This window comes from Roseibium polysiphoniae (assembly GCF_014842925.1).
Lineage (GTDB): Bacteria > Pseudomonadota > Alphaproteobacteria > Rhizobiales > Stappiaceae > Roseibium > Roseibium polysiphoniae.
The window spans coordinates 421954-448637 of sequence record NZ_JACYXJ010000003.1; the positions used below are offsets into that span (position 1 = coordinate 421954).

The following is a 26684-nucleotide window of genomic DNA, read 5'->3' on the forward strand; positions in this document are numbered from 1 at the left end:
ATGAGCGGCAAGTCTCACACCTCACACCTTTCGCGCAGAACGGCGCTTGGGCTGGCCGTCGGGGCCGCTGGTGGTGCATTGGCGTCCCCTGCGCTGGCAGATGAGGGGGGCGCAACCATCGAATGGAAGATGGTGACGTCCTGGCCGAAGAACCTTCCAGGTCCGGGCGTGACTGCCCAGCGGATTTGCGACCGGATCGGTTTGATGTCCGGCGGCCGCATGCGTGTGCGTCTCTATGCTGCGGGCGAGCTGGTGCCAGCGCTCGGGGTTTTCGATGCGGTGTCGTCGGCGACTGCACACATGGGCCACACGGCCTCTTTCTTTTGGCAGGGAAAAGCACCCGCTGCCGTCTTCTTTACGGCAATCCCCTTTGGTCTCCTGCCTCAGGAACACATCACCTGGATCGAACAGGGCGGCGGCCAGGCGCTTTGGGATGAGCTCTATGCGCCGTTCAACATCAAGCCCGTTATGGCCGGAAACACCGGGGTGCAGATGGGCGGCTGGTACAAGCGCGAAATCAATGGCCTTGCGGATCTGAAGGGTTTGAAGATCCGTATGCCCGGCCTTGGCGGTGAAGTCATGCGCAGGCTCGGTGCGACACCGGTTAACCTGGCGCCGGGCGAACTTTATCAGGCCCTGCAGACCGGGGTGTTGGACGCAACAGAATTCCTCGGCCCCTGGAGCGACCGGGCCATGGGGTTCCAGAAAGTGACCAAGTCCTATTATGCGCCGGGTTTCCATGAACCCAACGGCACCGGCGAGGCACTCTTCAACAAGACGGCGCTGGAGGGCTTGCCGGAAGATCTCAGGGCCATCGTGCTTGAAGCCTGCCGGGCCGAGAACGGCAGAGCACTTGCCGAAAGCGAGTGGGAGAATGCCGCGAGCCTTCAGGCTCTACAGGAAAACGATGGCGTCGAGATCAAGTTTTACCCGGATGAGGTTCTCGATGCCCTGCGGTCGACCTCGGTCGAGGTGCTGGAAGAGTTTGCTGCGAAGGATCCGTTGAGTGGCAGGATCTATGCCAGCTTCCTAGCGGCCAAAGCTCGGCTGTCGCCCTGGAGTGAGGTTGCCGTGCGCCGGTTTCTCACAGCGCGCGATGGTGAGGCCTGATCCTCCATGTCTTGCCGCCGGAAAACCTCCGGCGGCTTGTCAGCAATTTTCTGGCTGACTTTGCCTCTCCCAGCTGCCGCAATCCAAGGGCTGACGCGGCTTTTAGGGCAAAGGATCCCGTGTCATTTCCGAGCCCCGAGTGTGTCCAGCGCGAGAAACTCTCTGCAATATTGTGGCCTTTCTGCAACTTTTCCGTGGAAAGTGAGCTCGGTAAATTACAAAGAAAATTTGCCTATTAATTATGCAATTGTTATGAGTTGCGTCAACCTAATGGTAAATACCGACGGTTTTAAGCGTAAGTAGAAATAGATATCGCCATAAGTATCGGTAGGCTCCTTCATCGATCCTTCATATTGCATCGCAGCGTAAAAAGGTGTGTCGTTACGTAAACGTCATATGCCTGTTGATCTGAGCCCTGAACCCCCGCAAGACTTGAGACATGTTTGGAAATCCTCCGTGGGAGGGGGAGTTTGGGAGCAACAAAAATGTCGTGGGCAACGAACAAAATAACTCTCTTTACGTCGACAGCTATCGCGGCGTCTCTGGTCGCCGGCTCTGCTTTTGCAGGTGGCTTCGCTCTGCGTGAGCAGAGCTCGTACTATCAGGGCACATCCTTTGCCGGTAACGGCACAACCGGTCCTTCGATCTCATCCGTTTTCTGGAACCCGGCGACAATTACCGGCGCCAAGGACGGTCTCACCTTCGAGGCGCATAACAGCTTTATTGTGCCGCAGGCGGATATCGATGGAACGAATACGGTTCTTGGCACGCCTGTCGGTGTCGCCACGGGAGATATCGGCTCAGATGCATGGATCGGGGCGACCTACACGGCCTACAAGCTCAGTGACACAACGTTCATTGGCCTTGGTATCAACGCTCCATACGGGCTTTCGACGAAGCCGAAAGACGGCGATTGGTCCGGCGCTGGCTATAACCGGTCCTCGAAGGTTTTCTCAATCAACGCGAACCCGATCGTCGGCTTTAAGTTGAATGAAATGGTTTCGGTCGCCGTCGGTGCGCAGGTTCAGTACATCGATGTGCGTCTCACCAATTCGGCTGCTGCTCCTAACTTGTCTCCGGGGACAACCGCACTTCAGGGCACCAGCATGGGTGTCGGGTTTACAGCTGGTGTGACGGTGAAGCCGCTGGCTGGAACGGAAATCGGCTTGGGCTTCCGGTCTTCTGTTGCTCATGACCTTGGTGGAACGGTTTCCTTGCCAGTCGCAAGCGGCGGTCTTCCTGCAGGCACATATGGCATCAAGACCAAGCTGATCACGCCCGAGATGGTTACCCTGTCAGCGAAGCAGCGGATCACCGACAATTTCCGTCTCTTGGGAACGTTCGAATGGACGAACTGGAGCCGTCTCGAAGCGCCTAAGGTGCTTTTGTCAGATCTCGGCGATGCCCAGCTGACGACGCTGCCGTTCAACTATGACGATGGGTATTTCCTCTCGATCGGCGGTGAATACGATTTCAACGACAAGATCACGCTCCGCGCCGGTGCTGCCTACGAGTGGTCGCCGATTTCAACAGAGATCCGTTCGGCACGGCTGCCGGACAACGATCGCATCTGGGTCAGTGCGGGTGGATCCTACAACTACAACGACCATCTTTCCCTGGATATCGGTTACACGCATATCTTCGGCACAGACACGGACATCGAAATCGTTCCGGGTCATCAGGACTACTCGGCCACCAAGGGTAGCCTGGTCGGTTCGGTCGATTCCTCTGTAGACATTTTTTCTGCTTCGTTGCGCTACACGTTCTAAGCTGAGCGAGACACTGAAAGCTAAAAAGCCCGGCGCGCTTGGCGCGCCGGGCTTTTTGTCGTCGGTATGCGTGTCTTCAGAAGGCGCCGGGATAGAGACCGCCGTCAAGGAGGACGTTCTGTCCGGTGATGTAGCCGGCGTGAATGGAGCAGAGGAAAGCGCAGGTCTGGCCGAACTCCTCGGGATTGCCAAAGCGTTTGGCGGGGATCTCGGCTGCTTGTGCCGCTCGGACTTCGTCCATGGTCTTGCCGCTCTGCTCGACCGCACGTTCAAAGCCGCCGCGTAGACGGTCGGTATCCATCTTGCCGGGCAGGATGTTGTTGATGGTGACGCCCTTGCCGGCGACCTGACGGCTGACGCCGGCGAGGAACGCTGTCAGGCCGGCGCGAGCGCCAGAAGAAAGGTCGAGACCTTCAATCGGCATGCGCACCGACATGGAGGTGATGTTGACGATCCGTCCGAAGCCCTGGTCGCACATGTTGTCGATGACTGCCTGCACCAGTTCGATTGGTGTGACCATGTTCTGAATGACGCCTGAAACCATCGCGCCGCGATCGAGCGTGCTGTAATCCTTGCGCGGCGGGCCTCCGTTGTTGTTGACCAGAATGTCCGGGTTTGGACACGCTGCCAGGAGTTCTTTTTGCCCTTCTGCGGTGGAGACATCCGCCGCCACGGCGGTTACGGTCACGTCGAATTTTGCGCGGATTTCCTCAGCTGTCGCATTCAGCGCGGCTTCGCTGCGTCCGTTGAGAACGACATCGCAGCCGGCTTCCGCGAGCGCCATGGCGCAGCCCTTGCCGAGCCCCCGGCTTGATGCGCAGATGATGGCCTTCCGGCCTGATATGCCAAGATCCATTGGATCAGCCTCCCTGAAAATGGAAAGAAAGCACCTGTTTGGTGCTTCGTTCGCCCTTCTCATACGTCTGGCGCAGCAGGACATGCAAGTGCATCGACCTGGGTATAGGCCCCGTGAACGAGCTGGATATCAGGTTTTATTATCGCTCTTCCCTAAGGGAAATTTGGTGGATTGGCGCACTGTCATAATTGTGCAACCTGAATCGCGTCTAAAGCGCCCCAATTAAATGATTGGAGTGAAGCCAATGGCGCAGCCATCGGAGTCGCGGCACTACCGGGCCCTGTTCATATCAGACATTCATCTTGGCACACGAGGGTGCCAGGCGGACATGTTGCTTGACTTCTTGAAGTCCAATGATGCCGAGACTGTTTATCTCGTCGGCGATATTGTGGATGGATGGCGCCTGAGGCGGGCTTGGTACTGGCCCCAGGCACATAATGACGTGGTGCAGAAGATCCTCCGCAAAGGCCGGAAGGGCGCGCGCGTCATCTATATCCCGGGCAATCACGATGAATTCCTGAGAGGCTTTCTCGGGACGCATTTTGGCGGTGTTGAAGTCACTGACAGCATTGTTCACGAAAGCGCGGACGGCCGCCGGTATCTTGTGATCCACGGCGATCAGTTTGACGTCGTCATCCGCCACGCCAAGTGGCTCGCCTTCTTTGGCGACAAGGCCTACACGACCGCCCTTGGTCTCAATACCTGGGTTAATGTCCTGCGCCGCCGGCTCGGCCTGACGTATTGGTCCCTGTCTGCCTGGGCCAAGCTGAAGGTGAAAAACGCCGTCAGCTTCATCGGCCGTTTCGAAGAGACATTGTCCGACGAAGCGCGGCGCCAGGGTGTTGACGGCGTGATCTGTGGCCACATCCACCATGCTGCTGATCAGGAAATGAACGGTATTCACTACATCAATACTGGCGACTGGGTGGAAAGCTGTACTGCGGTTGCTGAACATCACGATGGTACATTCGAGGTGATCCGATGGGTCAAGCCGACAACGGCAGGAGAGGTGGTGCCGGTGAAGGAACAGTCGGTCGCCGCATGAGTTCTATCTTGATCGTCACGGATGCATGGCATCCTCAAATCAACGGCGTCGTGCGTTCACTCGAACGCACTGCGGGTGAGCTCGAAAAAATCGGCGTGCGTGTGGAATTTCTCACGCCTGCTGATTTCCGCACGCTGCCGTGTCCGACCTATCCTGAAATTCGGCTGTCGCTCGCTCACAAGGGCATGGTGCGCCGCCGGATTGATGCCCATGGCTGTGACCACCTTCACATCGCCACGGAAGGTCCACTCGGCCTGATGGCAGCGTCCATCGCGCGCAAGCGGAATGAACCGTTTACGACCAGCTATCACACGCGTTTCCCGGAGTATGTCTCCGCTCGCCTGCCGGTCCCGCTGTCCTGGTCCTATGGCTGGCTGCGCCGCTTCCACAATTCCGGTCAGGGCTGCATGGTGGCCACCCGGTCACTGGAGGATGATCTTCACGCCAGGGGGTTCACAAACCTCCAGCGCTGGTCACGTGGTGTCGATGAGAACCTTTTTCATCCAGTTGAAGGGTCTGTTTTGCCGGCCGATCTTCCCCGCCCCATTTTCATGAATGTTGGCCGGGTTGCTGTTGAGAAGAACATCGAGGCCTTCCTCGAGCTGGACCTGCCTGGCAGCAAGGTTGTCGTTGGTGACGGCCCGCAGCTCGAAAGTCTCAAGCGCAAGTACCCTGATGCACATTTCACTGGGTCAAAGGTCGGCGAAGACCTTGCCGCGCATTACGCGTCCGCTGATGTGTTCGTTTTTCCATCCCTGACCGACACATTCGGCAATGTGCTGCTGGAAGCTCTGGCTTGCGGAGTGCCGGTCGCGGCATTCCCTGTGATGGGGCCGCTCGACGTGATCGGAGAAACAGGTGCCGGCGTCTTGTCAGAAAATCTGGAGGAAGCGGCGCTGGCAGCGCTTGATATTCCCGCAGATCATTGCCGACAGGTTGCGCTGAATTACACCTGGGCCGCGAGCGCGCGGCAGTTTCTTGAAAACGCAGAAGCTGCCCATTCCGTGAAACCGCCTGCGAAAGCCGCCTGAAAGCCGCACGATTGAAAATCGGCTTTCGGCACTTAACCTGATGCAATGTTCGGTCTAAGGTCAGGCTTGGGCTCGGCGGCACGTGCCGCCGGGTTTCCCCTTCCTGACTGAAATCTGACATTGATGAAAGGTCGCAATGGCCATGATGGTTACACGCGAGGACATCGACGCTGCTCGGGGCCGGCTGCAGCAGTATGCTGTCGAGACGCCGTTGCTGCGCTCTCCTGCACTTGATGAGGCCGTTGGCGGCACTGTCCTGATCAAACCCGAGTGCCTGCAGCGCACGGGGTCGTTCAAGTTTCGTGGCGCATTCAACCGCCTCAGCCTGATTGCGCCTGAAGACCGGGCAAGGGGTGTGGTGGCGTGTTCATCGGGAAACCATGCCCAGGGGGTGGCTGAGGCTGCCCGGATCCTCGGCATGAGTGCCACGATCGTCATGCCTGCTGATGCGCCTGAAATCAAACTGCAGCGCACGCGCGCCTTCGGTGCAGAGGTCGTGACCTTCGACAGGGGCAAGGAAGACCGCGACGCAATTGCCGCCGAGATCTGTGCGCGGACCGGCGCGACCTTTGTTCATCCCTACAATGACCCGGGTGTAATCGCGGGCCAGGCGACCGTGGGGCTGGAAATTGCGAAGCAGGCAAAAGCGATGGGCCAGGTGCCCGAGGCTGCCCTGGCTTGCACCGGCGGTGGGGGCCTGGCTAGTGGTATCGCCCTTGCGCTGCACTACGATTTGCCGGATTGCGATTTTTACACCGCAGAGCCCGCCGGCTTTGATGACTACGCCCGCTCCCTGGCTTCGGGGAATATCGAGACAAATAGTCAGCTCAGTGGATCTGTTTGCGACGCGATCCTGACACCGTCGCCCGGCGAGGTTACCTTTCCGATCCTCAAGGAGTTGGCGCGTGACGGCCTTGTCGTCAGCGACGACGAGGCCTTGCAGGCCGTCGCATTTGCCTTTCGCGAGCTCAAGATTGTGGTCGAGCCTGGCGGCGCAGTCGCGTTGGCGGCAGTCTTGTCGGGGAAACTCGATGTCAAAGACCGGACTGTCGCAGTGGTGCTGACCGGCGGGAATATCGATCCTGCAATGCTGCAGAGCGCGCTCGCGCTTTAGTGCAGGTTCACTGCCCCCTCAAAAAAAGAAAAGGCGCCAGAGTTGGCGCCTTTTTTGAACGTATCTTTGATGTGACTTAGTTGAAGAGAGCCTGGCGCTCGGCTTCACTCAGCTGGGTGAGGGGGTCGTTTGCCTCATTGAGCTCTGTCTCGGCTTCGGTCTGCTCCCAGGCGTCATCCGCTACAGCTTCCGTCATCTCGGCATCAAAGAGCTGGTCGACTGCCGCCTCGTCGAGTTCCTCGCCTGCGTCTTCTGCGACCGGCGGGATGTCCTCAGCTTCGGCGATGGCTTCAGCAACATCGGCTTCGCCGCTGTCTTCCGTCTCAGGCTGATCGAACATCGCGTCGATGGCATCGGAGTCCATGGGCTCGCCCGCGTCTTCACCGGCAGCTGCCATGATCGCATCGACATCGGCTTCACTGGCTTCTGCGCTTTCGGCTGCCACGTCTTCCGCGTCGGTTTCGATCTTGTCAAAGCTCATCGTATCAGCGGTTTCCGCTGTCTCATCGCCTTCCGAAGCGCTGTCGTTGCCGGAAAACATGTCGTCGACGTTGTTCTGTGAGACGCCTTTACCCTCTTCCTGAGGGCCATTGAGCAAATGAGAATCTGGGCGGGAATCGACAGGACCCGCATTCGGGTCGCCTTCCATTTCCTCGATGCCCCAGATGTTGATCATCAGGTTGATACGGCTTTCCAGATAGCGCAGAACCTGAACCACTTTCGTCGTTCTCTGGCCTGTCAGATCCTGGAAGGAGCAAGCCATGAAAATCTCGGTGGCTTTCGCGTCGATCTCATCGCAGGTTTCGTCGCTGGCGCCGGCTTCGCGCAGTTTCCAGGCCTCTTCCTGAATCTGCTCGGCAGCCTCAAGGATGGTCTGGGTCGCGCCTTCGGTCTGGCTGACGATCAGGTCGAGTTCATGCGATGCATCGACGAAGCGGTTGGAGTCCGCGCCTTCCGTCTTGATGTTCGCGATCTCGTTCTTGGTCCGCTCGATCGCATCATGCATTTCGCCGATATCAAGGCGGATCTGATCGAAGTTCGGAACCTTCTTCTGACGCGTCATCGTCGTTTCGAGACGCTGGATCGCCGTCAGGATTTCCTTGGTCTCGGGGGTTTTCTTCCGCCTCAGAAACTCGGCAAGAAACCTCCGTCCGCGATCGGATTCCAGAAGGGTCTGTTCTAGCGTCTCATATTCGGCTTCCCCGATCGGGGCTGGCTCGTCAAGTTCTTCTGCTGTTTGCATATGTTGACTATCTCGGCTTGCCATTTGATCACGAATTGCCGTAACTCAGACGACTTTCCAAAAAAGCCTAGGGGGCAAATCGTTAACATCCCTTTAGGTCAGCTAAGTCCGGATCAGAAAAATGTCTTTACCCGCAGCGAGCCTTTCGGCACGCGTCGGCGGCCTATTTGCCAGCCATTTCCTTGGGTTTGGCTTGTTTCTGCCGTTTTTCCCGCTTGTGCTGGAGGATCGCGGACTGACAGTGGCTGAAATCGGCTACATCCTTAGTGCAGGAACAATTGTGCGTATCGCCGCCAATCCTGTCATGACAGGCCTGTCAGATCACAGTGGGCGGCGGCGCTTGTCGATCTTTGCCTACTCTATGGCGGGTGCGGCGTTCCTCGGATTTTTCATAGCCAGCAGCGGCATGGTCACCGCCCTGATCGCGGTGATGGGGCTCATGATCTTCTGGTCGCCGATCGTTCCGCTCAGTGACGCCTATGCCCTCGATGTCGTGCGTAATCATGGCGCGGACTATGGGCGCATGCGGCTATGGGGATCGGTTGGCTTCGTGGTGGCCAATGTCTTTGGCGGATGGCTTGCGGGCATGGGCAACTCGCAGCTTATCGTTATGGGCACCGTTCTCGGCGTGATCTCCACCGGCTTCGTTGCGATCTCACTGCCGCGTCAGGGACGAGATGAGGACACTGATGAACCTCAGCAAAACCAGCGCCCGAAGCTTTTTTGGTCGCCCTGGTTCCTGGGCATCCTAGGTGTGATCGGATTGCTCCAAGGCAGTCACGCCGCCTTTTATGGCTTTGGGACGCTGTTCTGGCTTCAGGCCGGCATCTCGGAGTTTGCCATCGGCCTGTTGTGGTCCATCGGCGTGCTTGCCGAAATCGCGCTCTTCTTTGTTGCCGGGCGTCTCGGCTTGAGTTTCGGGCCCTTGACCTTCTTGCTGGTCGGGGCTGCGGGCGGAATTCTCAGGTGGCTGTTGTTCCCGCTGGCGGACAGTTTCGTCACCATGGCGACGCTTCAGCTGATGCATGGACTGAGTTTCGGCGCGGCGCACCTTGGCTCAGTTGCCTTTCTGTCGCGGCTGGTTCCGCCGAAATGGGGGGCAACCGGTCAGGGAGTCCTGGCCGCGTCAAACGGTATCCTGACGGCGCTTGGCCTGGCGATCTGTGGTCCGCTTTTTGAGCAGAACCCGGCATACCCGTTTTGGGCGATGGCGGGCGTCTCGATGGTTGCGACGCTCGGTCTTGCCCTGCTGCACCCGTTTATGTCGAGAAAGCTGGCCGCAGGCGAGGCTTCGCCCGCGGTCTGACTTGTCCTTAAAGTTCAGCCCCAAAGCTCTGCATTTGGCGGATGCATGGTGCTGCCCTCGAAGTGCAGGCCCGGTTTCCGGTCCTTGGCCAGAAGAAGCGGGCCGTCGAGATCGACAAAGTCGGCTGTTTGGGCCACAAGCGTGGCCGGGGCCATTGCGAGCGACGTGCCGACCATGCAGCCGATCATGACCTTGAAGCCGAGTGCTCTTGCCTTCTCTTCCATCAGCAGCGCTTCGGTGACACCGCCGGCCTTGTCGAGTTTGATGTTCACGGCGTCATAGCGGTTGCGGAGGCCTTCGAGATCCTTGCTCGTGTGAAGGCTTTCATCAGCGCAGATTGTGACCGGTCGCTCGATTTCGGCCAGCATGTCATCCTTGCCCGCTGGCAGCGGCTGCTCGATCAGAGCAACGCCTGCAGCCTGACAGGCTGCCATGTTTACCTCGAAACAGCTTTCGTCCCAGGCTTCGTTGGCATCGACTATGAGGGTCGAGTCGGGAGAGTTGGTGCGCACGGCAGCGATCCGCTCATCGTCACCAATGCCCTTGAGCTTGACCTTCAAAAGTGGTCGATGTGCTGCCTTTGCGGCTGCCTCGGCCATTTTCTCCGGTGTCTCCACGCTCAAGGTGTATGCGGTGGTCACTGGCTTCAGTGGCGGCAGACCGGCAATTTCGGCTGCCGATTTTCCAGAACTTTTGGCCTCGAGGTCCCACAGGGCGCAGTCGACGGCATTGCGCGCAGCGCCTGCTGGCATGGCGGACTGGAGCGCCATACGGCCGATGCCGGCTTCCAGCTGAGCCTTTACGGCGAGGATTTGCTCGCTGACGCTTTCAAGGCTTTCGCCGTAACGCGCATAGGGAACGCACTCGCCATGTGCGGTTATCCCGCCGTCGCGCAGGGTGACCACCAGCACCTCGGCATGGGTGCGGCGGCCACGTGAGATGGCAAAGCCGCCTCCTGCCATTTCAAAGCTTTCTGTTCGAATGTCGAGTGACCGGGTCATGGCGCACCAAATTCGGACGCCACGCGGTCGACAACATTCTCCATGCCAAAGCGGACCGGGTCGGTTGCAGGCAGACCGTTGTGGTCTTCAGAAACCTTGGCGAGATAGGCTTTGGCTTCTTCTTCGCCGAGGGCAGATGTGTTGACCGCGATGCCGATGCAGCGGATGTCCGGGTTGGTCAGCTGCCCGCACTGGATCGTCAGGTCGATGACCTGCTGGACAGTTGGGAGGGGTGTTGGCACGCCGCGCATCGTCGTGCGGGTGGGTTCATGACAGACGATGAAGCCATCTGGCTGAGAACCGTGCAGCAAGCCAAGTGTGACGCCTGCAAAGGAGGGATGGAAGAGCGAGCCCTGGCCTTCAATGATCTGCCACTGGTCTTCGCCGGTTGCAGGAGAGATCCATTCAGCGGCACCAGAAATGAAGTCGGCAATTACGGCATCGAGTGCAACACCGCGGCCTGAGATCAAGACACCTGTCTGACCTGTTGCGCAGAAACTGCTCTTATAGCCGCGATCGTTCATGGCCTTGTCCATGGCAAGGGCAGTGTATTTCTTGCCCACGGAGCAGTCGGTGCCAACGGCGAGAATGCGCTTGCCGGAACGCTTGGTTCCCTTGCCGGTCGCGAAGGTCTCGGTGTTCTGACGGACATCGAAAAGGTTGCAGCCGTTTCGATCGGCCGCTTCCTTGATCTCGGGAATGCTGCCAAGACGCACGTGCAGGCCGCTTGCCACGTCTAGGCCGGCGTCGAGTGCTTCGACGATTGAGGCCACCCAATGATCGGGCAGGCGGCCGCCAGCGTTTACGGCACCGACGACCATCGTCTTGGTGCCCTTCTCCTTGGCTTCGGCGATCGAAATGTCCGGAAGTCCCGTATCGGCAGCGCAGCCCGGCAGGCGCAGCTGTCCGGTGCACCAGTCCTTGCGCCAGTCGACCACACCAGTCGCTGTCTTGGCCGCGAGTGCGTCGGGCACATCACCGAGGAACATGAGGTAGGGATGTTCGATTTTCATGAATTGGGCTCCAGGTGAGATCCGGCCGGGGAGGCGGCTGGACGATGAACTCCTTCGCAAGGTATACGAGGGAGTGGAAGCGAGCGGCAAGGGGTTGGATCGTCCGGAATGGCATTCTTGGAGAAAAATACTCCTCCTGGCGGTAAAGTCGTTACGGATGAAGGGGTTCAAAGGATTGAGCTGAGCGGCGACTGGGCAATCAACACCCTATCGGCGGCTGAAGCGATTCTGACGAGCCTGCAGTTTTCTAAGGAAAAGCTCACCTGTATCGATGCTGGCGGTATCGATAATATCGACACCTCCGGCGCGTGGCTTGTGCATCGGCTTCGTGGATCTCTTGAGTTCGGCGGCCGCCGAGTGGAGATTTCGGGTCTGGATGAGAAGCGCAAATCGCTTTTCAATGAGCTGGACCAACATCACCCGCCGCGCTGGACGCCGGAAAAGCGGAAGTTTTCGATCTTCGGTTTTTTGGAGAACACCGGCCGCCAGATGGAAGGCATCTGGCTGGATGCGCTCGCCATGCTGCACATCCTGGGTTCGCTCGGGATGGTCATCGCGACGGTGGTCTTCCAGCCGAAGCGGCTTCGCGGCATTTCGGTTGCGGTGCAGTTCGACAAGTCCTGTATCGGTGCCGTTCCGATCGTCGCCTTGATGAGCTTCCTGATTGGCGCGATCGTGTCGCAGCAGGGCGGCTTTTACCTGCGGCAGTTTGGTGCTGACCTTTATGTGGTTGATCTTGCAGGTATTCTCGTGCTGCGCGAAATCGGCGTGATCCTGACAGCGATCATGGTCGCCGGACGGTCCGGTTCAGCCTTCACCGCCGAAATTGGCTCCATGCGGATGCGCGAGGAAATCGATGCTTTGCATGTGATCGGCCTGAGCGTCACCGAGGTATTGGTTCTGCCGCGCATTCTTGCGTTGATGCTGGCCTTGCCGGTCCTGACCTTTGTCTCCGATCTTGCGTCGCTGTTTGGCTCCGGCCTTGTGTCCTGGGCCTATCTGGACATTCCGCCGGCGGCGTTCCTGGCACGGTTGCACGAGGCGATCACGATGGAAACGCTCATGGTGGGGCTCGTGAAGGCGCCGTTCATGGCGCTTATCGTCGGGCTGATCGCGTGTGTGGAAGGCCTCAAGGTTGCCGGCTCGTCGGATTCTCTCGGGCGCCATACGACCATGTCGGTTGTGAAGGCGATTTTTCTGGTTATCGTGGTTGATGGTCTTTTTGCCATCTTCTTTGCCTCCATCGGGATCTGACGCGTCAAATGAGTGAACAGTTTGCCGAAGATCAGAAGGTCCACGGTGTGCCCTCAATCGAGCATGATGGAGACATTCTCCTGTCCGCGCGTGGCGTGACGGTCGGTTTCGGCCCGAAGATCATTCTCCAGGATTTGGATCTCGATGTTCGAAAAGGCGAAATCCTTGGATTCGTCGGCGGTTCGGGCACAGGCAAATCCGTTCTCATGCGCGCGATCCTGGGGCTGACGCCGAAGCGCACAGGCACGATCAAGGTGTTTGGCTACGACCTTGCCAAGGCCAGTGAGCAGGAGCGGAAGACCGTTGAACGCCGCTGGGGCGTGCTGTTCCAGCAAGGCGCGCTGTTTTCGTCGCTGACCGTCAAACAGAACATTCAGGTGCCCATGCGGGAGCATCTGAATCTGTCGCCGCGTTTGATGGACGAACTGGCCGGTTTGAAACTTGAACTTGTCGGTCTGCCCCAGGATGCGGCAGACAAATTTCCGTCGGAATTGTCGGGCGGTATGGTAAAACGTGCCAGCCTGGCGCGTGCCCTTGCACTCGATCCTGATTTGGTGTTTCTGGATGAGCCGACGTCGGGTCTTGATCCGATTGGAGCGGCGGCCTTTGACAAATTGATTGCCAACTTGAGCGAAACGCTCGGACTGACGGTTTACATGGTGACCCATGATCTCGACAGTCTTCATTCGATCTGTGACAGGATCGCAGTGCTGGGTGAGAAGAGGGTTTTGGTCATCGGCACCATTGATGAAATGATGAAGAATGAGCACCCTTGGGTGATGTCCTATTTCCGGGGTGAACGTGCCCTGCGCCGCTTTTAAAGGCTGACGAATGGAAACGCGCGCGAACTACATAATCATCGGCGCCTTCATGATGGCGACGCTGGTGAGTGCGTTCGGCTTCGTCTATTGGCTGGCCGCAACGGCGGAATCCCGCGAAAACGTCTTTCTCAAGATTGTCTTTCCAGCTCCGGTGACCGGTCTTCCGGTTGGCGGACAGGTGCTCTTCAACGGGATCAAGGTCGGGGATGTCAGCTCCCTGGATTTCGACCCGGACAATCCCAAGGTTGTTATCGCGACTGTCCGGGTGAAGCCGACGACGCCACTTCGCGACGACACGGTTGCGACTTTGAACTTTACCGGTTTGACCGGCGTCGCCTACGTGGATCTCAACGGTGGCAGCCTCGATGCGCCGCTGTTGCTTCATCCCGGTTCTGATGAGGTGCCGACCATCAAGGCCGAGCGGTCGCTGTTCGACGACATCGTCGGCGGTGCCCGGGATGTGTTGACAAAAGCCGAATCGACCATGTCGACGATCGATGAGCTTTTGCAAGAGAACGGCCCTGCGATCGGGAAAACGGTCCAGAACATCGAGACGTTTTCGGGTGCGCTCGCCTCCAATTCCGATGGCATTTCCGACTTCATGGCCAGCATGGCGAGTGTGAGCGACGCGGTTTCGAAGCTGTCCACGCGTATGGAAGGGCTTGTTGTCGAGGGTGAGCGGATCCTCGCGGCAGTGCCCTCCGACAAGGTCACGGCGATCGTCACTGACCTCGAGAAATTCAGCGCGAGCCTGGGTCAGGCTGGCGACGGCATCGATTCCATCATGAACGATGCGCAGTCGGCCATGAGCGAGGTACAGACATTTACCGCAGGTCTGAATTCAGGCCTGTCGGATGTCCAGAAACTGGTCCAGGCCATCGACCCGGCGGATGTCGACAAGGTCGCAAAGGGGGCGGCTGCGCTTGGCGAAATGCTTGAAAAGCGCACGCCTCAGCTGGATGCAGTCATTGTCGCTTCGACGACGACGATGGAGAACCTGGCGCAGGTGTCCGACACCATCCGCGAACATGATGCCGATATCGGCAGCGTTCTGACCAGCAGCCGCGACGTCATGGGCAAGGTCGTCACGCTCATGGCCCGTGGTGTCGAGATCGCTGCTGCGGTTGATCCTGCGACGGTGGCCAGCGTGGTTGCTTCGGTGGACACGCTCACGCGAGATCTGAACACCTCATTGGCCAAGGTCGATGCGATCGTGGCGAAGGTTGATCCCGAAAAGGTCGGCAGCGCTGTCGACAATGCGTCGAGCATTGTTGCCAACATCAAGGCGCAGGAAAACCAGATCAACGAGATCATTGCGGCGACGAACTCGACCATTCAGAACTTCGAACAGGTTTCTGCCACCGTACGAGACGAAGACGACCGGATCATCGCTCTTGTCGACGATGTTCGGGTCGCGGCGGAACAGTTCACGCAGACGCTCAAGGGAGCTGACGGCATCTTGAGGGCTGTCGATCCTCAGAAAGTCTCCAGCATTGTCGGATCGGTCGAAACTGTCACCGGAGGACTGTCCGGTCAGAAGGAAAGCATCGACCAGATGATCGTGTCCGCGCGTACGGCTGCCCAGAACGTCGAGAAGATGACGGCTGACCTGCAGAAGCGGACACCTGATGTGGATCAGATCATTTCCGACGCCAAGGAGATGACCGCGACGCTCAATGCCACATCTGTGCGTGTTCAGAGCATCGTCGATCAGGTTGGTACCATGGTCGAAGGCGATGGAGAGGGCCTGATCGTGGAAGCGACCAAGGCGGCGACCTCCATTCGCAAAGTGGCGAGTGCGTTCGAAAGTAGGGCGGATTCGATTGCAGGTGGCTTGTCCAAGTTTGCCAATCAGGGGTCTTCGGATTTTGCGGCAGCGATGTCGCAGATCAATCGCACACTGGTTTCTATCCAGCGTGCGGTCGAAAACTTTGATCGCAGTCCGAACCGGATCATCTTCGGCGGCGACGAGGTGCCGACCTATACAGGTGGACGGCGGCGCTGATTGATGACGGTATTGAAGCTGGGGCAAGCAAGAGTGCCGAGAGTAGGGGCGGGGCGAAAATGGTAAAGCGTAGTGATGCACCTGGTAGGCGCCAGGTTCTGGCGCTTCTGGGCGGCGGCGTCCTGCTTGCAGGATGCGCCGGCAACGCACCTTCTGCTCTTTATGGTTTGAGCGCAGCGACCTTGCCCGAAGCCTCAGGCCGTGCGCGTGGCTCACAGATTCTCGTGCCTCGTCCGCGTGCGCTGAAGGCGCTCGACAGCAATTATATCGCTGTCGTCAACGACGGACCGGTCTACAGCTACTATCCGCAAGCGGCCTGGGCAGATGCGCTGCCGAATGTGGTTCAGTCCAAGATTGTTGAAACCTTGCAGGGCACAGGACGTCTACGCGGTGTCGGTTTCCCTGGTGATGGCCTGCTGATTGACTATCAGCTGCAGACCGAAATCCGTTCCTTTGAGCTGAAAGTCGATGGCGCAAATCGCGGCGTGGTGGAGATTGCCGCCAAGCTGGTCAATGACCGCAACGGCCGTGCGGTGGCCACGCAGGTGTTTCGGGCAGAAACCCTGTCAGGCGGTTCAAGCGTCGATCAGGCCGTCAAGGCGCTGAACTCGGCCGCCGACGAGGTGTTTTCCGACATGGCTAGCTGGATCCTGCAAAAAGTCTGACAGGCACATTCCTGCCCTTCCTGCTGTTTGACCGTCGCTCGCCGGCCTATTTTCTTGGCGGGTTCGGGGCAACGGCAAAGCGTGTCGCAAAGGCCCGCAGCACCGGACTTCTGACCGAAACGTTCGACCTGCTCTCACGCCAGACCACGAAAATACCCGATCCGATAATCACGGCTGAGCCGACGCCGACGTAAAAATCCGGGCTCTCTTGAAAGAAGAAAAAGCCGAAGACAGTCGCCCACAGGATCTGGCTGTACTGCATGGGCGCGATGACTGCGGCGGGTGCTGCCCGGTAGCCGGCAATGATGCAGAGCTGGGCCAGGACGGAGAGAAATCCGAGACCTGCCATCAGCATGAGATCAGTCAGTTCCATGGGCCGGTAGACGCCAGGGAGGGTCGCCCCCATGACCAGCATGGACAGCAGCATCGGATAGAGGATCAGGACGGCAGACCGCTCTGCACTACCGATCTTGCGCACCACCACCGACGCCAGTGCACTGGCACACGCGGAGGTAACGGCAGCAGCGTGGCCGAGGGTGAGATCCGTTGTGCCGGGCCGCAGGACGATCAGCACCCCGACAAGGCCTACGACAACGGCTGCCCACCTTTGCAGCCGAACGACTTCGCCAAGGATCGGAATCGAGAAGACCGTGATCAGCAGGGGCGCTGCAAAGAGCAGGGAATAGACCTCAGCAAGCGGCAGCACGGTGAAGGCATAAAATCCGCAGGAAAGCGCGACGATGCTCAAGGCCGAGCGTGAAAGCACCAGAAAAGGGTGCGCCGGGCGGAAATTGTCTGTCTTGCGATCTGCGAGCATCATGATGGACATGGGCACAAATGCAAAAAGCATCGCGAAAAAGATGATCTGAAAGACTGAATACTCGGCGCCCAGATGCTTGGTGATGGCGTCATGGGATGCGTAGAAGGCAAAGCCGAGAAAGGCGATGCCCAGGCCGACGGCTGGCGAAGAGGTCTGCGTGGTCATGGGCTTCGTTAGGCTTGCTGAATCGATTGAATTGATCTTCAGGATTTGCCGGATGCCTGCCTTGGTCAAGGGAGATCTCGAAATGAGGCCGGTTGTGAACGGAAACCACTCGAAACAACCCGGGAACCCATGTCTTTATTGGGTTTGTTGATCGTCCATTTTGCCAAAATCGATCGCGGCCGCGAGAGGCTCGTCTCTTAGCAGCCGATAGCTTAGCGGGCTGTCAGTCATACGGCAAACTGAGGGCTTCCCACCGCCAGCGCGGAATTTCCTCGCCAACGGCGTAGGCGAAGGATTGAACTTCCCAGCCTTCAAGTATGACCCGGCAATTGTAGTGCAACTCGTACCAGCGCCCGGCTCTTCTGATTGCAGCGCCGGGCGCCTCTACGTCCAGGCCATTCAGCGAGATCTCCTCGCGCGCATAGGCGATGACCTTGTCCGGAACCTGGCCCGCATTTGAGGCCGCAAGCTGTTCCATTGCTTCGCTGTTGCAAACCTGGACCATTTGTTCGTCGGATGTGCTTTGGCGCAGCACCGATCTGGCCTGTTCGCCTCGAGGCGAGGTCAAAAGCGCTTGGGCATAAAATTGTGTTGCATGGGTCAGGCCATCTGGAGGGAATTCTAATGAAGGAGGATCCCGGCGCCGCGCCGGAGGGGAGGGTGCCGGGAGAGCCAGCTCACCTCTTGGCATCACATCTTCAGGCGCAGCTTCTGAGGGGAGAGCGGTCGCGGCAGGTGCATCGGTCGGGAGTGAGCTGCGGTCAATGAGTTCAACCTCCATGGACGCAACGGGCGGTGGCGGCTTCTGTGAGTGGCGTTCGAAGATCAGAAGAAGCACGGCGGCGAGCAGGTGCAAAAGCACTGCGAGAAGGATGCCAGTGATCGGCGCTTCCAGTTGCTCGCGATCAAGAAAATCTCGAGACACATCCATCGCGATGGTTCCCGTCAGGAGGCTTCCAGATTGTCCTAAGCAGGTATGAGGGCACAAAAAAGGCGGGCACATGGCCCGCCTTTTTCAATCTGGTCTGGTCGTCCCGATTAATCGAGACGCCCGCTTGCGTGGGCCAGCATGGTGTAGACCTTGCCGGTGTCGGAACTCAGATAGGTCTGTCCAAGCATGTTATCTCGATCGTTGCGCGAGACCTGCGACAGGAGTTGCTCGAAGTCGGCAACATAGCGTTCGACTGCTGAGCGGAACTCAGGGTCGCGTGCGTACTTCTGGCGGATCTCGTCGAAGGTCTGCTGACCCTGCAACGTGTAGAGACGACGGGTGAACACATGGCGTTCACCGCGCTTGTAGCGGTCCCACAGGTCCACAAAGGTCTCGTGATCGATCGCCCGTGCAATGTCGACTGAGAGCGAGTTCAGGCTTTCGACCGTGTGAAGGGGGGAGCGTGAGGGATCACTGGCGCCCTGATCTTCATCGCGGGAGGCGCGGCGCAAAAGGTCGGAGACCCAGCCCTTGCTTCCGGCATCCGGTGTTTCTGCCGCTGGTGCCTGACGACGCGTCTGCACCGGAGCCCGCTGCGCGGGTGCCGGGCGCGGATCAGCTGCTCGCTGAGGCGCAGGTGTGGCGGCGGGTGCAGGAGCGCTGTAGCTCGGCGCAGCTGCCGCAGATGCCTGTGCTGGTGCAGCACGTTCCTGGGGGCGTGAGATGTCCAGTGCATTCGACTGCTTGGCAACGATGTCGGACAGCTCGGTCAGCGCCCGGATCTGTTCATTGACAACCTTGCGCAGTGCCGACGTCGATTCCTCGGCTTCTTCCGGAAGGTTGAGTACGCCTTGCTTCAACTCGTTGCGTGTTGCTTCCAGCTCGCGGTGAACATCGCGGGCAACGTCACGCATGCGGGTTGCCGCTTCGTTGAACCGATCGGAAGCGTCGGACACGGTCCGGGACATTTCCGACATGATGTCGTCCTGGGCAGAGCGAATTGCGTCGCGTGCCTTCTGGCCTTCCATGCCCGCTGTCAGGCGCATGGATTCGAACTGCTCAGTAACCTGGTTGGTGGCTGCCTCTGCGGCTGCGCTGAGCATGCGGGCTGCATCGCGGGCCTTGTCGTCAGCGGTCTCCAGCGTTTCCGACAGGGTGTTGGTGAAGGCACGCATGAGGCTGTCGACAGCTTCTGTCTTGGCCAGCAGCGTATCTGCCACATCCTCGATAGCGGTCTTGCGGTCTGCAACGCGGCCTTCGACCGAGCGGTTGGTATCCTCAAGATGCCGGGCCGCTGCAGAAAGTTCGCCTGCCTGATCGCCAAAGCGTGCGGTCAGGGACTGGATATCCGCAAGCGTGGTCTCCGTGACTGTACGCAGGGCATCAACCTGATCGCCGATAACATTGGTGGAAACCGTCGTCTCGGCAACCGCACGATCTACAGCCGAGCGGAACTCGCCAGCACGGCGACCCAGGTTGATTTCAACCTCATTGAGGTTGGCTCCGGCAGTCGTGACGACATCCTGAAGCGTCGTGTTGGACTCGTTCAGCTTGTCGAGAATGGTTGTGACGTCAGCCTCGAGCCGGCGCTTGGTATCAACCAGAATGTTGGTGGCATGTTCGCTCCGTTCGTTCAGGCTTGCGATGATGCGATCACCAGCCTCAACGAGGGAGCGGGTGGCTTCCAGACCGTTCTGGGCGAAATTGTCGCTGACTTCACGACCCTTGACCGTGATGGCCTCGAGGATTGCCTTGTGAACCTCGGAAACGCGACCCGTCAGGTCGGTTGCGCGGTGTTCAATGGCGGCGATCAGTTCATTGCCATCGGTGCCGATCAACTTGGCCAGCTCGCCAGACTGCGCGCCGAAGGCTTCGTTCAAGGTTGTGGCCTTTTCAAGAAGCTCGTTGGCGACCGCGTTGCCGCGGGTGGCAAGGAGTTCGGCAGCTTCGTTGACTGCGTTGTGAACCCGTGCGCGTACCACGTCGGCTTCGCCCGACATCTGGCCACGGATTTCCTCGAGCGTCTTGCCGAGGGTGAGGCGAGCCTGTTCGCTCTCGGCGGACAGGTTGCCGGAGATCTCTGCGATCGTCCGGGAGAGATCTGTGCGAACCTTCTCACTTTCGCCTGTGAGCGAACCGGAGAATTCAGCAAGCGTGCCAACGTAGAGTGCGCGTGCGTTCTCGCTTTCGGCTGCCATCGAACGGGCTGCGTCGGCGACGGCGGAGAGCACAAGTTCGCGGATCTTCGAGCTTTCGCCGGAGATGGAGCCAGAGGCCTGTTCCATCGCGGCTGTGATCGCGTCGGCTGCCTTCTGGCTTTCGCCGACAAGGACGCCTCGGGCTTCGCCAACAGAGCCAAGAACGATCTGGCGCATGCGCTCACCTTCGCCCGAAAGCTTGGCGGTCGCATCGCTGACCGATACGGAAACGAGATCAACGGTCCGTGTGCGTTCTTCGGCAAGGGTGTTGACGGCTTGTTCGACCGCTTCCTTGACCATGTCCCGCATGCGGGTGCTTTCCGACGACAGGGTGCCGCCAGCTTCGGCAATCACGCCTGTGAGTATGTCGCGTGCCTTTTCGCTTTCGCCGCTCAGCGTGCCGGAGATGCTTTCCAGGCGATCGTTGAGAACGGTTTCCAGCTGGCTGGCACGTGTGTCGAGGGTTTCGGCGACTTCGAAGACCTTCGCGCCCAGCGAGACATTGATCTCGGCGATGCGCTCGGACAGGGAGTCGGTCAGCTGTTCGCTCTGGCGCGCCAGCACCGTGCCAGCCTCAGCCAGACGGTTGTCCAGGGCGGAGGTCATCTCATCCTGGCCCTCGACGAAGGCATTGGCGATTTCGCGTGTGCGGCTGATCAGGGTTTCACTGATCTGGCGCGCGCGATTGTCCAGGGTCTCGTCGATCCGGTCGGTGCCTGCCGTCATGGTTGTTGCCAGATGCTCTGCCTTGTCGGCCATGGAGCTGGCAGCAACATCAACCCGTTCGCTGAGGTTCTTGCCGATTTCTTCGGCACGATCAGCAAGGGTGGTGCCGGCTGCCTCAACCCGTTCACCGAGCTGAACAGTGATGGCGTCGGAGCGATCCGCGAGGATTTCGGAGATGTTCCGGGTTTTTTCCTCGAGCGCTTCGGTGATGCCCGATGTGCGCTGTTCGATGGCATCGGACAGCAGCGTTGTGCGGGTTTCGAGAGCTGCCTCGAAGGTCGCGGTGCGCTGATCGAGGGTCAGATCAAGGGTGTTGATCCGGCTGCCAAGGGAGGCGTCCATGTTGTCGATGCGCGCGGCAAAGGTGTTGTCCAGAGTGGAGATGCGGGAGTCCAGTGACTCCGACAGCAGCAACGTCTTGGTGTCGAAGGATTCGACCAGCTGGCCACCACGGTCGGTGACGATGCTGTCGAGTTCGTTGAGGCGTGCTGCAAGTCCTTCCTGAAGAACCTGGCCGCGGACCTCGAGGGTTTCGGAGAACAGGTTGCCGGCAGCGCTGATGTCCTGAGTCACCCGCTCACCACGCGTGCCGATCAGTTCCGCCAGCGATGTTCCGGTGTCTGCCAGTTTCTGGGTCAGTTCCGAAGTCTGGTAGCCGAGGGTTGCCGTAATCTCGGAGGAAACGCTCTCGAGCGACTCACGGAAGCCGAGGGTCTGCTGTTCCATGATCGCGGCCATTTCGTTGCCACGTGCAGCCAGACGTTCGTCCAGCTCGGAGCCGTTGACTGAGATGGCCGTGTAAATGCGATCGGAGATGGTATCGAGCTTCTCTGCCAGTTCGCCGCCGCGGACCGTGATGGTTTCGGTTAGCGATCCAGCCGTCTCGTCGAGCTTGGAGGCGATTTCGCCGCCGCGCAGGGACAGGTCGACAACGATGGATTCGCCGGTTCCACGAAGGATTTCGGCAACTTCCGTGCTGCGCTCGGACAGGGTCTCGACAATCTCCGCGCCCTTGACGGAAATCGTGTTGGTGACGTCCTGTCCGCGCTCGGAAATGCTTTCGACGACGCGATTGCCGGTGGCGGCAAGGGATTCATCGAGGCTGGTGACGCGGGTATCGACCGTGCCGATCAGCTCCTCGGTGCGTGCGGTTACCGTGTCGATCAAGCGGCCGCTGGTCAGCGACAGGTTCGCGTTGATCTCTTCGCCACGCTGGTTGATCGTGTCGCCAACGCTTGCGCCAGTGGTTTCCAGAGAGGTGCGGAACTCTTCGGCCTTCTGGTTGAGCGTATCAACAACCGTATTCGAGGAGTTAGAAAGGGTCTCGTTGATCTCGGTGCCGCGAGCTGACAGCGTTTCGACGAAGGAGTTGGCCGTTGCCTCGAAGCGTTCATTCACTTCGTTGCCCCGTGCATACAGGGTCTCCCACATGTCCGTGCCGCTCTTCGACAGATTGTCGACAAGCTCATTGCCAGTAGTCGTGAGACGAACGACATAATCATCAGCGCGAACGGTCAGGGCTTCGACGAGCTCATTGCCGGAAGACGACAGGCTGCTGCTGAGCGTCTCGATGCGGCTGTCGACGGTGGAGGTCAGTTCGCTGACGCGAGAATTGACCGCTTCAACCATGCGTTCGGTCGCGGAATCGACAGATGTGCCGAATTCGCTGGATGTGGTGGTTAGCTGCGCTGCGAAGCTCTCGTGCGCGCCGGAGATGGTCTCGCGAACGCGGTCGGCGTTCATCACGATGGACTCACGCTGGCTGACGAGCTCTTCGATAAGGGAGCGGATCTTCAGCTCATTGTCGTTGTAAGACCGCTCAAGGGAAGAGACCTCGTTGTGGACGAGGACTTCAAGCTCGCTGGCACGTGCTATGGCGCGTTCGATGCCATCGCCCATTGCCGAGACTTCGCGGCGAATGGCCTGTCCAACGGAGAGAATGGATTCCTTGGCCATGTCCTCAGGCTCTGCAAGACGCAGGGCGACCTCGGTCATGCCGCGGGCGACGATGCGCATTTCCTGCGCACGCCAGATCATCATGGCCATGACCCAGAAGAAGGCGATGGGCACGAGAATGGCGACAGCGGCGAGGATCAGGGCCGGCGAATTGGTCAGTGTGCCGAGATCGGTGATGCCGGAAAGCTGATCGCCGAAAGAGGAAAGGGTGAGGCTTGTGCCAACGAGACCCCAAACCACGGACAGAACGAGCGCGCCCCAAAAGGGAGCGGAGGAGGGGCGGCGCTGGAGGGAAAAGATCAAGCTGCCGATGTTGCGCCGGTCATCGTTGGCTGCCGGTGGTCTGCCACCGCGGCCGCGCCGGCGGTTCGGAGTGCTTTCCTCGCGAGAAGGCTTGGCCTCAGCCTTTTGCGAGGGCGCAGGACGTGTCGACGTCGCGCGGTCACTTGCCGAGGCTCTCGGCGCGCTGTCAGCAGTCTCGCTGCTCGCATCGGGACCACCGAAGTCAAGCTTGAGGGCCTCTTCGACAGCGGACAGTGCCGCTTCCGCAGGATCTTTCACCTTTGGGGGATTCGCCATGATTGGATCGCCTCAGTTCCGTACTCGTTACTATCCGACAAGCAACCGTATAGGGGTCGCCCTTCGAATGCACTGGCTTTGAGAAGCGCCGCACGCAAATTGGGTTCGATGCTTCTCGTGGCCTGGCTCGGAAGGGGGCCGCCGCTGACCAGCTCCCAGCGATATCGCTAAAGAGCCTTTTCCCCACCTTGCCGCATCTCATTACCTAATGGCACACTCTCTCCTAACGAACAACAAACAGCAATCGTTTTAAGGACGTACAGGAGGCTGATAATGGCAAATGCGAAGGCGAGGCCCCCTGCATCGGGTGGTCAAAAGACAGGTTCAGGCGGATCCCAAAAGAAGGCTGTGCCGTCCGCTGCACAAAAGCGTTGGTTGCAAAAAGGCCTCGATCAGGCGGGCGGGAAATTGCCTCTCTTTGACGATGAAGGACGGCAAATTCCGGCACGGACGATCAGGAGCTGTGTCGCTGCGGGATGGGCAGAGCCTTGGTTTTCCAATCCAATCAAGCCTGACTGGCTGGTCTGCAAGCTGACCGCTGCCGGTGCAAAAGTTGCCGGTGCGTCCTCACCCGCGAAGGGTTCTTAACCAAATTTCCCACAGGACTAGCGCGTGTTTTTGCCGATCCTCCGCCAACCATTTTTGTGAGGTGGCATCCAAACGTTAAAATGCAGCTATCTGCATTAACCATTAATTCATTTTATTGGGGACATCGCGCATTCGAAGGCGCAGCATTGTCAGGGAGTTTGCCGTCTTAACGGCTCGTTTGTCCTTAAGGCGCACACTTCTATCTTCAGCGTCGGTTCGCTGGGGGAGGCGGACCGCTCCTTTTCGCAGCTCATGCGGGGAATAGAAGAGATGGCAATTGCATCTTTGGCGCGGCCGGAAAGCCGCCCGGACACGACACCTCCAATCGATCTGGTCGCTCTGGCCGGAAACACACTCGGCAACCGGGACCTGGAACGGGAAGTTCTGCGCATGTTCAAGGCGCAGTCACGTTCGATGATGTCGCGGATCAGCAGTGAGATGACCCCTGCAGTGCGCAGTGACCTCATTCACACGTTGAAAGGATCTGCGCGGGCGGTTGGAGCCCTTCAGGTCGCTCTCGTCTGCGAGGGGATCGAGGCGGAGCTGGCAGCGGACCACGATCCGACCCTGATCAGCCTCAAGCAGGCAGTCGCGGACGCCAACAGCTACATTGAAGATCTTTTGGATGGCTAAATAGCTCTCGCTCAAGATCTTTGGTCAGCCTGATGCGTTCTTGTGCGCGCATCTGAAATGAGCAGCCCTGCGGCTATTGTGCTCACTGTCTGCCCTTGACCTTTTACCGGTAACCGTTATGTCGAAAGGAAGCCATTCCCTTCCATCTGATCAGACGCGGATCATGCCAAAAATAACCTTTGTTTCAGCCGACGGCACTCGGGCCGACGTGGATGCGCCAAGCGGCTCCACTGTCATGGAAAATGCCATCAAGAACATGATCCCCGGGATCGAGGCAGAATGCGGCGGGGCATGTGCCTGCGCGACCTGCCATGTCTATGTCGATGAAGCCTGGGCCGATAAGGTCGGCCAGCCAGAGGCGATGGAAGAGGACATGCTGGACTTCGCCTATGATGTGAAGCCAACGTCCCGTCTGTCATGTCAGGTCAAGATCAGCGACGATTTGGACGGTCTGGTTGTCCATGTGCCGGAACGGCAGGCCTGATCTAATACGTTCGATCTGACGTTCAGCCGATGCGGGAGAGGCATTGGCGATTGTCTGTCGGTTTCGGACGATGAGTTAAAAAGCCCGCAGCGAACATCGCGCGGGCTTTTCTCGTTTGTGCCTGGCCGTTACTCGGCGGCTTGCGGCAACGGGCGTCGATACCAGAAGTCGACTTCACGCCCTGCATCCGGATTGGATGGTATCAGGCTTGAGAGGATCAGACTGATCACCGCCATGCCGGCACCGGCGAGGAACACGGCAGCCGGCGAAATCAGCCAGATGAGGCCGAAGATGACCGGAATGGCGACCGCTGCGATGTGGTTGATGGTGAAGGCCACACCTGCGGTGGGTGCGATATCTGCCGGATCTGCGATCTTCTGGAAGTAGGTCTTGATCGCAATGGCAATGGCGAAAAACGCATGGTCGATCACGTAAAGACTGGCCGCCACCGTCGCATTGGTCACGAAGGCATAGCTGACGAAGACAAGGATCAGGCCAACATACTCGACCATCAGGGCCTTACGTTCGCCGAAACGGACAATGAGGCTGCCGATCTTGGGGGCCAGGATCATGTTGAAGGCGCCATTGAGCAGGAACAGTCCGGCGACCTCGTGAACGTGATAGTCGAACCGCTCCACCATCAGGAAACCCGCAAAGACCGTGAAGATCTGACGCCTGGCGCCTGCCATGAAGGTCAGCGCGTAATAGAGCCAGTAGCGCTTTCTCAAAATGAGTTTCTTGTGCTGGGGGACGCCCTCCCTGAAGCTCGGGAAGGCGATGATCACGAAAGCCAGAACGGCGATGGTCAGGCTGCCGGCAATCAGGAAGACGGTCGTGAACGAAAGGTCGAAGGTCTTCCAGCCTGCGAAAATAAGTCCGTAGGCGATAAGCTGGGCAAAGGCGCCGACCGAGATGATCTTGCCCATGGAGGCCGCGGCTGTGGCCTTCGGCAGCCATTGCAAGGACAGCGACTGGTTCATGGTCTCGTAGTAGTGGAAGCCGACCGACATGACGAAGGTCGTGATGTAAAAGCCCATGGCCGTGGGGAAATAGCCTGTGACGGCGACGCCGATTCCGAGCAGTGCCAGAGACACATAGGCGAGTGTCTGCTCACGCATGACCAGCAGGAAATAGATCGCTGCAAAGCTCAGGAACCCCGGAATTTCGCGGATTGATTGCTGAATGCCGATTTCCTTGCCGGTGAAGGAAAGTTCCTGCACCGCGAAATTGTTCATCAGGTTCCACCAGGCCGCAAAGGAGAGCTGCATGGCGCCAGCCATGATCATCAGCAGCACCGCAGGCGAGCGCCAGCCGGTCTGGGTCGCTGGATTGGCGCTGAGAGTGAAATAACTCATCAGGTGTGATGCTCCT

The 26684-nt window shown here is 58.9% G+C and carries 20 protein-coding genes; 12 read left to right on the forward strand and 8 right to left on the reverse strand.

Annotated elements, in window-relative coordinates; all coding sequences use genetic code 11:
- Nucleotides 1-1110 carry a TRAP transporter substrate-binding protein gene (locus IG617_RS08915; protein WP_192108869.1) on the forward strand — a complete coding sequence of 370 codons (1110 nt, stop codon included), beginning with the start codon at nucleotides 1-3 and terminating at the stop codon, nucleotides 1108-1110.
- A gap of 485 nt (nucleotides 1111-1595) precedes the next feature.
- A complete protein-coding gene (locus IG617_RS08920; protein ID WP_192108870.1) occupies nucleotides 1596-2879 on the forward strand; it encodes an OmpP1/FadL family transporter in 1284 nt (427 codons plus the stop codon).
- Between the two features lie 76 nt (nucleotides 2880-2955).
- On the opposite strand, the gene IG617_RS08925 is transcribed toward IG617_RS08920, so the two are convergent.
- The gene (locus IG617_RS08925; RefSeq protein ID WP_192108871.1) at nucleotides 2956-3735 is read right to left on the reverse strand and encodes an SDR family oxidoreductase; all 780 of its coding nucleotides are present in this window, start codon (nucleotides 3733-3735) and stop codon (nucleotides 2956-2958) included.
- A 244-nt stretch (nucleotides 3736-3979) separates the two neighbouring features.
- Between IG617_RS08925 and IG617_RS08930 the strand changes: the two genes are divergently transcribed.
- The 3 genes from IG617_RS08930 to IG617_RS08940 all read left to right on the forward strand — a co-directional run bounded on the left by IG617_RS08930 (nucleotide 3980) and on the right by IG617_RS08940 (nucleotide 6925).
- The gene (locus IG617_RS08930) at nucleotides 3980-4780 is read left to right on the forward strand and encodes a UDP-2,3-diacylglucosamine diphosphatase (RefSeq protein ID WP_192108872.1); all 801 of its coding nucleotides are present in this window, start codon (nucleotides 3980-3982) and stop codon (nucleotides 4778-4780) included.
- Nucleotides 4777-5811 carry a glycosyltransferase family 4 protein gene (locus IG617_RS08935; RefSeq protein ID WP_192108873.1) on the forward strand — a complete coding sequence of 345 codons (1035 nt, stop codon included), beginning with the start codon at nucleotides 4777-4779 and terminating at the stop codon, nucleotides 5809-5811. The genes IG617_RS08930 and IG617_RS08935 overlap by 4 nt, the downstream gene beginning before the upstream one ends.
- Before the next feature lie 142 nt (nucleotides 5812-5953).
- On the forward strand, nucleotides 5954-6925 hold the full coding sequence (locus tag IG617_RS08940; RefSeq protein ID WP_420826146.1) for a threonine ammonia-lyase: 972 nt from the start codon (nucleotides 5954-5956) through the stop codon (nucleotides 6923-6925).
- Nucleotides 6926-7001: 76 nt separating this feature from the next.
- On the opposite strand, the gene IG617_RS08945 is transcribed toward IG617_RS08940, so the two are convergent.
- Nucleotides 7002-8168 (reverse strand): protein phosphatase CheZ, encoded by a 1167-nt coding sequence (locus tag IG617_RS08945; RefSeq protein WP_192108875.1) that lies wholly within the window; start codon nucleotides 8166-8168, stop codon nucleotides 7002-7004.
- Nucleotides 8169-8289: 121 nt separating this feature from the next.
- Between IG617_RS08945 and IG617_RS08950 the strand changes: the two genes are divergently transcribed.
- A complete protein-coding gene (locus IG617_RS08950; RefSeq protein ID WP_192108876.1) occupies nucleotides 8290-9474 on the forward strand; it encodes an MFS transporter in 1185 nt (394 codons plus the stop codon).
- Nucleotides 9475-9488: 14 nt separating this feature from the next.
- Here the strand turns inward: IG617_RS08950 and dgcA are convergent, their stop codons facing one another.
- Nucleotides 9489-10475, reverse strand: a complete 987-nt coding sequence (gene dgcA, locus IG617_RS08955; protein ID WP_192108877.1) for an N-acetyl-D-Glu racemase DgcA — start codon at nucleotides 10473-10475, stop codon at nucleotides 9489-9491.
- The gene (dgcN, locus tag IG617_RS08960; protein WP_192108878.1) at nucleotides 10472-11488 is read right to left on the reverse strand and encodes an N-acetyltransferase DgcN; all 1017 of its coding nucleotides are present in this window, start codon (nucleotides 11486-11488) and stop codon (nucleotides 10472-10474) included. Before dgcN ends, dgcA begins: the two co-directional genes overlap by 4 nt.
- A gap of 108 nt (nucleotides 11489-11596) precedes the next feature.
- On the opposite strand from dgcN, the gene IG617_RS08965 reads away from it, so the two are divergent.
- From IG617_RS08965 to IG617_RS08980, 4 genes are read left to right on the forward strand one after another with little or no spacing between them, the layout of a single operon-like run.
- On the forward strand, nucleotides 11597-12742 hold the full coding sequence (locus IG617_RS08965) for an ABC transporter permease (RefSeq protein WP_192108879.1): 1146 nt from the start codon (nucleotides 11597-11599) through the stop codon (nucleotides 12740-12742).
- Nucleotides 12743-12750: 8 nt separating this feature from the next.
- Nucleotides 12751-13563 (forward strand): ABC transporter ATP-binding protein, encoded by an 813-nt coding sequence (locus IG617_RS08970; RefSeq protein ID WP_192108880.1) that lies wholly within the window; start codon nucleotides 12751-12753, stop codon nucleotides 13561-13563.
- Nucleotides 13564-13573: 10 nt separating this feature from the next.
- Entirely contained in the window at nucleotides 13574-15568 is a 1995-nt protein-coding gene (locus IG617_RS08975; protein ID WP_192108881.1) for an MlaD family protein, read from the forward strand.
- A 59-nt stretch (nucleotides 15569-15627) separates the two neighbouring features.
- Entirely contained in the window at nucleotides 15628-16233 is a 606-nt protein-coding gene (locus IG617_RS08980) for an ABC-type transport auxiliary lipoprotein family protein (RefSeq protein WP_192108882.1), read from the forward strand.
- Between the two features lie 46 nt (nucleotides 16234-16279).
- Here IG617_RS08980 and IG617_RS08985 read toward each other — a convergent pair whose 3' ends face one another.
- The 3 genes from IG617_RS08985 to IG617_RS08995 all read right to left on the reverse strand — a co-directional run bounded on the left by IG617_RS08985 (nucleotide 16280) and on the right by IG617_RS08995 (nucleotide 23608).
- On the reverse strand, nucleotides 16280-17287 hold the full coding sequence (locus IG617_RS08985) for a DMT family transporter (protein ID WP_209008364.1): 1008 nt from the start codon (nucleotides 17285-17287) through the stop codon (nucleotides 16280-16282).
- 154 nt (nucleotides 17288-17441) lie between these two features.
- Nucleotides 17442-18149, reverse strand: coding sequence for a DUF930 domain-containing protein (locus IG617_RS08990; RefSeq protein ID WP_192108884.1), 708 nt, complete (start codon nucleotides 18147-18149; stop codon nucleotides 17442-17444).
- A gap of 107 nt (nucleotides 18150-18256) precedes the next feature.
- Nucleotides 18257-23608 (reverse strand): apolipoprotein A-IV repeat region-like domain-containing protein, encoded by a 5352-nt coding sequence (locus tag IG617_RS08995; RefSeq protein WP_192108885.1) that lies wholly within the window; start codon nucleotides 23606-23608, stop codon nucleotides 18257-18259.
- 858 nt (nucleotides 23609-24466) lie between these two features.
- Here IG617_RS08995 and IG617_RS09000 point away from each other — a divergent pair.
- Both IG617_RS09000 and IG617_RS09005 read left to right on the forward strand, forming a co-directional pair.
- Nucleotides 24467-24829, forward strand: coding sequence for an Hpt domain-containing protein (locus IG617_RS09000; protein ID WP_192108886.1), 363 nt, complete (start codon nucleotides 24467-24469; stop codon nucleotides 24827-24829).
- Nucleotides 24830-24992: 163 nt separating this feature from the next.
- Nucleotides 24993-25313, forward strand: a complete 321-nt coding sequence (locus tag IG617_RS09005) for a 2Fe-2S iron-sulfur cluster-binding protein (RefSeq protein WP_192108887.1) — start codon at nucleotides 24993-24995, stop codon at nucleotides 25311-25313.
- 128 nt (nucleotides 25314-25441) lie between these two features.
- On the opposite strand, the gene IG617_RS09010 is transcribed toward IG617_RS09005, so the two are convergent.
- Nucleotides 25442-26668 carry an MFS transporter gene (locus tag IG617_RS09010; RefSeq protein WP_192108888.1) on the reverse strand — a complete coding sequence of 409 codons (1227 nt, stop codon included), beginning with the start codon at nucleotides 26666-26668 and terminating at the stop codon, nucleotides 25442-25444.
- Between the last annotated feature and the right edge of the window lie 16 nt (nucleotides 26669-26684).

Excerpts from the sequence above, each read along its gene's own strand:
- IG617_RS08970 (WP_192108880.1), top strand. The coding sequence starts at position 12,751 with ATGAGTGAACAGTTTGCCGAAGATCAGAAGGTCCACGGTGTGCCCTCA.
- IG617_RS08965 (WP_192108879.1), top strand. The coding sequence starts at position 11,597 with ATGGCATTCTTGGAGAAAAATACTCCTCCTGGCGGTAAAGTCGTTACG.
- IG617_RS08990 (WP_192108884.1), bottom strand. The coding sequence starts at position 18,149 with ATGGATGTGTCTCGAGATTTTCTTGATCGCGAGCAACTGGAAGCGCCG.
- IG617_RS08975 (WP_192108881.1), top strand. The coding sequence starts at position 13,574 with ATGGAAACGCGCGCGAACTACATAATCATCGGCGCCTTCATGATGGCG.
- IG617_RS09000 (WP_192108886.1), top strand. The coding sequence starts at position 24,467 with ATGGCAATTGCATCTTTGGCGCGGCCGGAAAGCCGCCCGGACACGACA.
- IG617_RS08925 (WP_192108871.1), bottom strand. The coding sequence starts at position 3,735 with ATGGATCTTGGCATATCAGGCCGGAAGGCCATCATCTGCGCATCAAGC.
- IG617_RS09010 (WP_192108888.1), bottom strand. The coding sequence starts at position 26,668 with ATGAGTTATTTCACTCTCAGCGCCAATCCAGCGACCCAGACCGGCTGG.
- IG617_RS08980 (WP_192108882.1), top strand. The coding sequence starts at position 15,628 with ATGGTAAAGCGTAGTGATGCACCTGGTAGGCGCCAGGTTCTGGCGCTT.
- dgcN (WP_192108878.1), bottom strand. The coding sequence starts at position 11,488 with ATGAAAATCGAACATCCCTACCTCATGTTCCTCGGTGATGTGCCCGAC.
- IG617_RS08940 (WP_420826146.1), top strand. The coding sequence starts at position 5,954 with ATGATGGTTACACGCGAGGACATCGACGCTGCTCGGGGCCGGCTGCAG.
- IG617_RS08915 (WP_192108869.1), top strand. The coding sequence starts at position 1 with ATGAGCGGCAAGTCTCACACCTCACACCTTTCGCGCAGAACGGCGCTT.
- IG617_RS08930 (WP_192108872.1), top strand. The coding sequence starts at position 3,980 with ATGGCGCAGCCATCGGAGTCGCGGCACTACCGGGCCCTGTTCATATCA.
- dgcA (WP_192108877.1), bottom strand. The coding sequence starts at position 10,475 with ATGACCCGGTCACTCGACATTCGAACAGAAAGCTTTGAAATGGCAGGA.
- IG617_RS08950 (WP_192108876.1), top strand. The coding sequence starts at position 8,290 with ATGTCTTTACCCGCAGCGAGCCTTTCGGCACGCGTCGGCGGCCTATTT.
- IG617_RS09005 (WP_192108887.1), top strand. The coding sequence starts at position 24,993 with ATGCCAAAAATAACCTTTGTTTCAGCCGACGGCACTCGGGCCGACGTG.
- IG617_RS08935 (WP_192108873.1), top strand. The coding sequence starts at position 4,777 with ATGAGTTCTATCTTGATCGTCACGGATGCATGGCATCCTCAAATCAAC.
- IG617_RS08920 (WP_192108870.1), top strand. The coding sequence starts at position 1,596 with ATGTCGTGGGCAACGAACAAAATAACTCTCTTTACGTCGACAGCTATC.
- IG617_RS08945 (WP_192108875.1), bottom strand. The coding sequence starts at position 8,168 with ATGCAAACAGCAGAAGAACTTGACGAGCCAGCCCCGATCGGGGAAGCC.
- IG617_RS08995 (WP_192108885.1), bottom strand. The coding sequence starts at position 23,608 with ATGGCGAATCCCCCAAAGGTGAAAGATCCTGCGGAAGCGGCACTGTCC.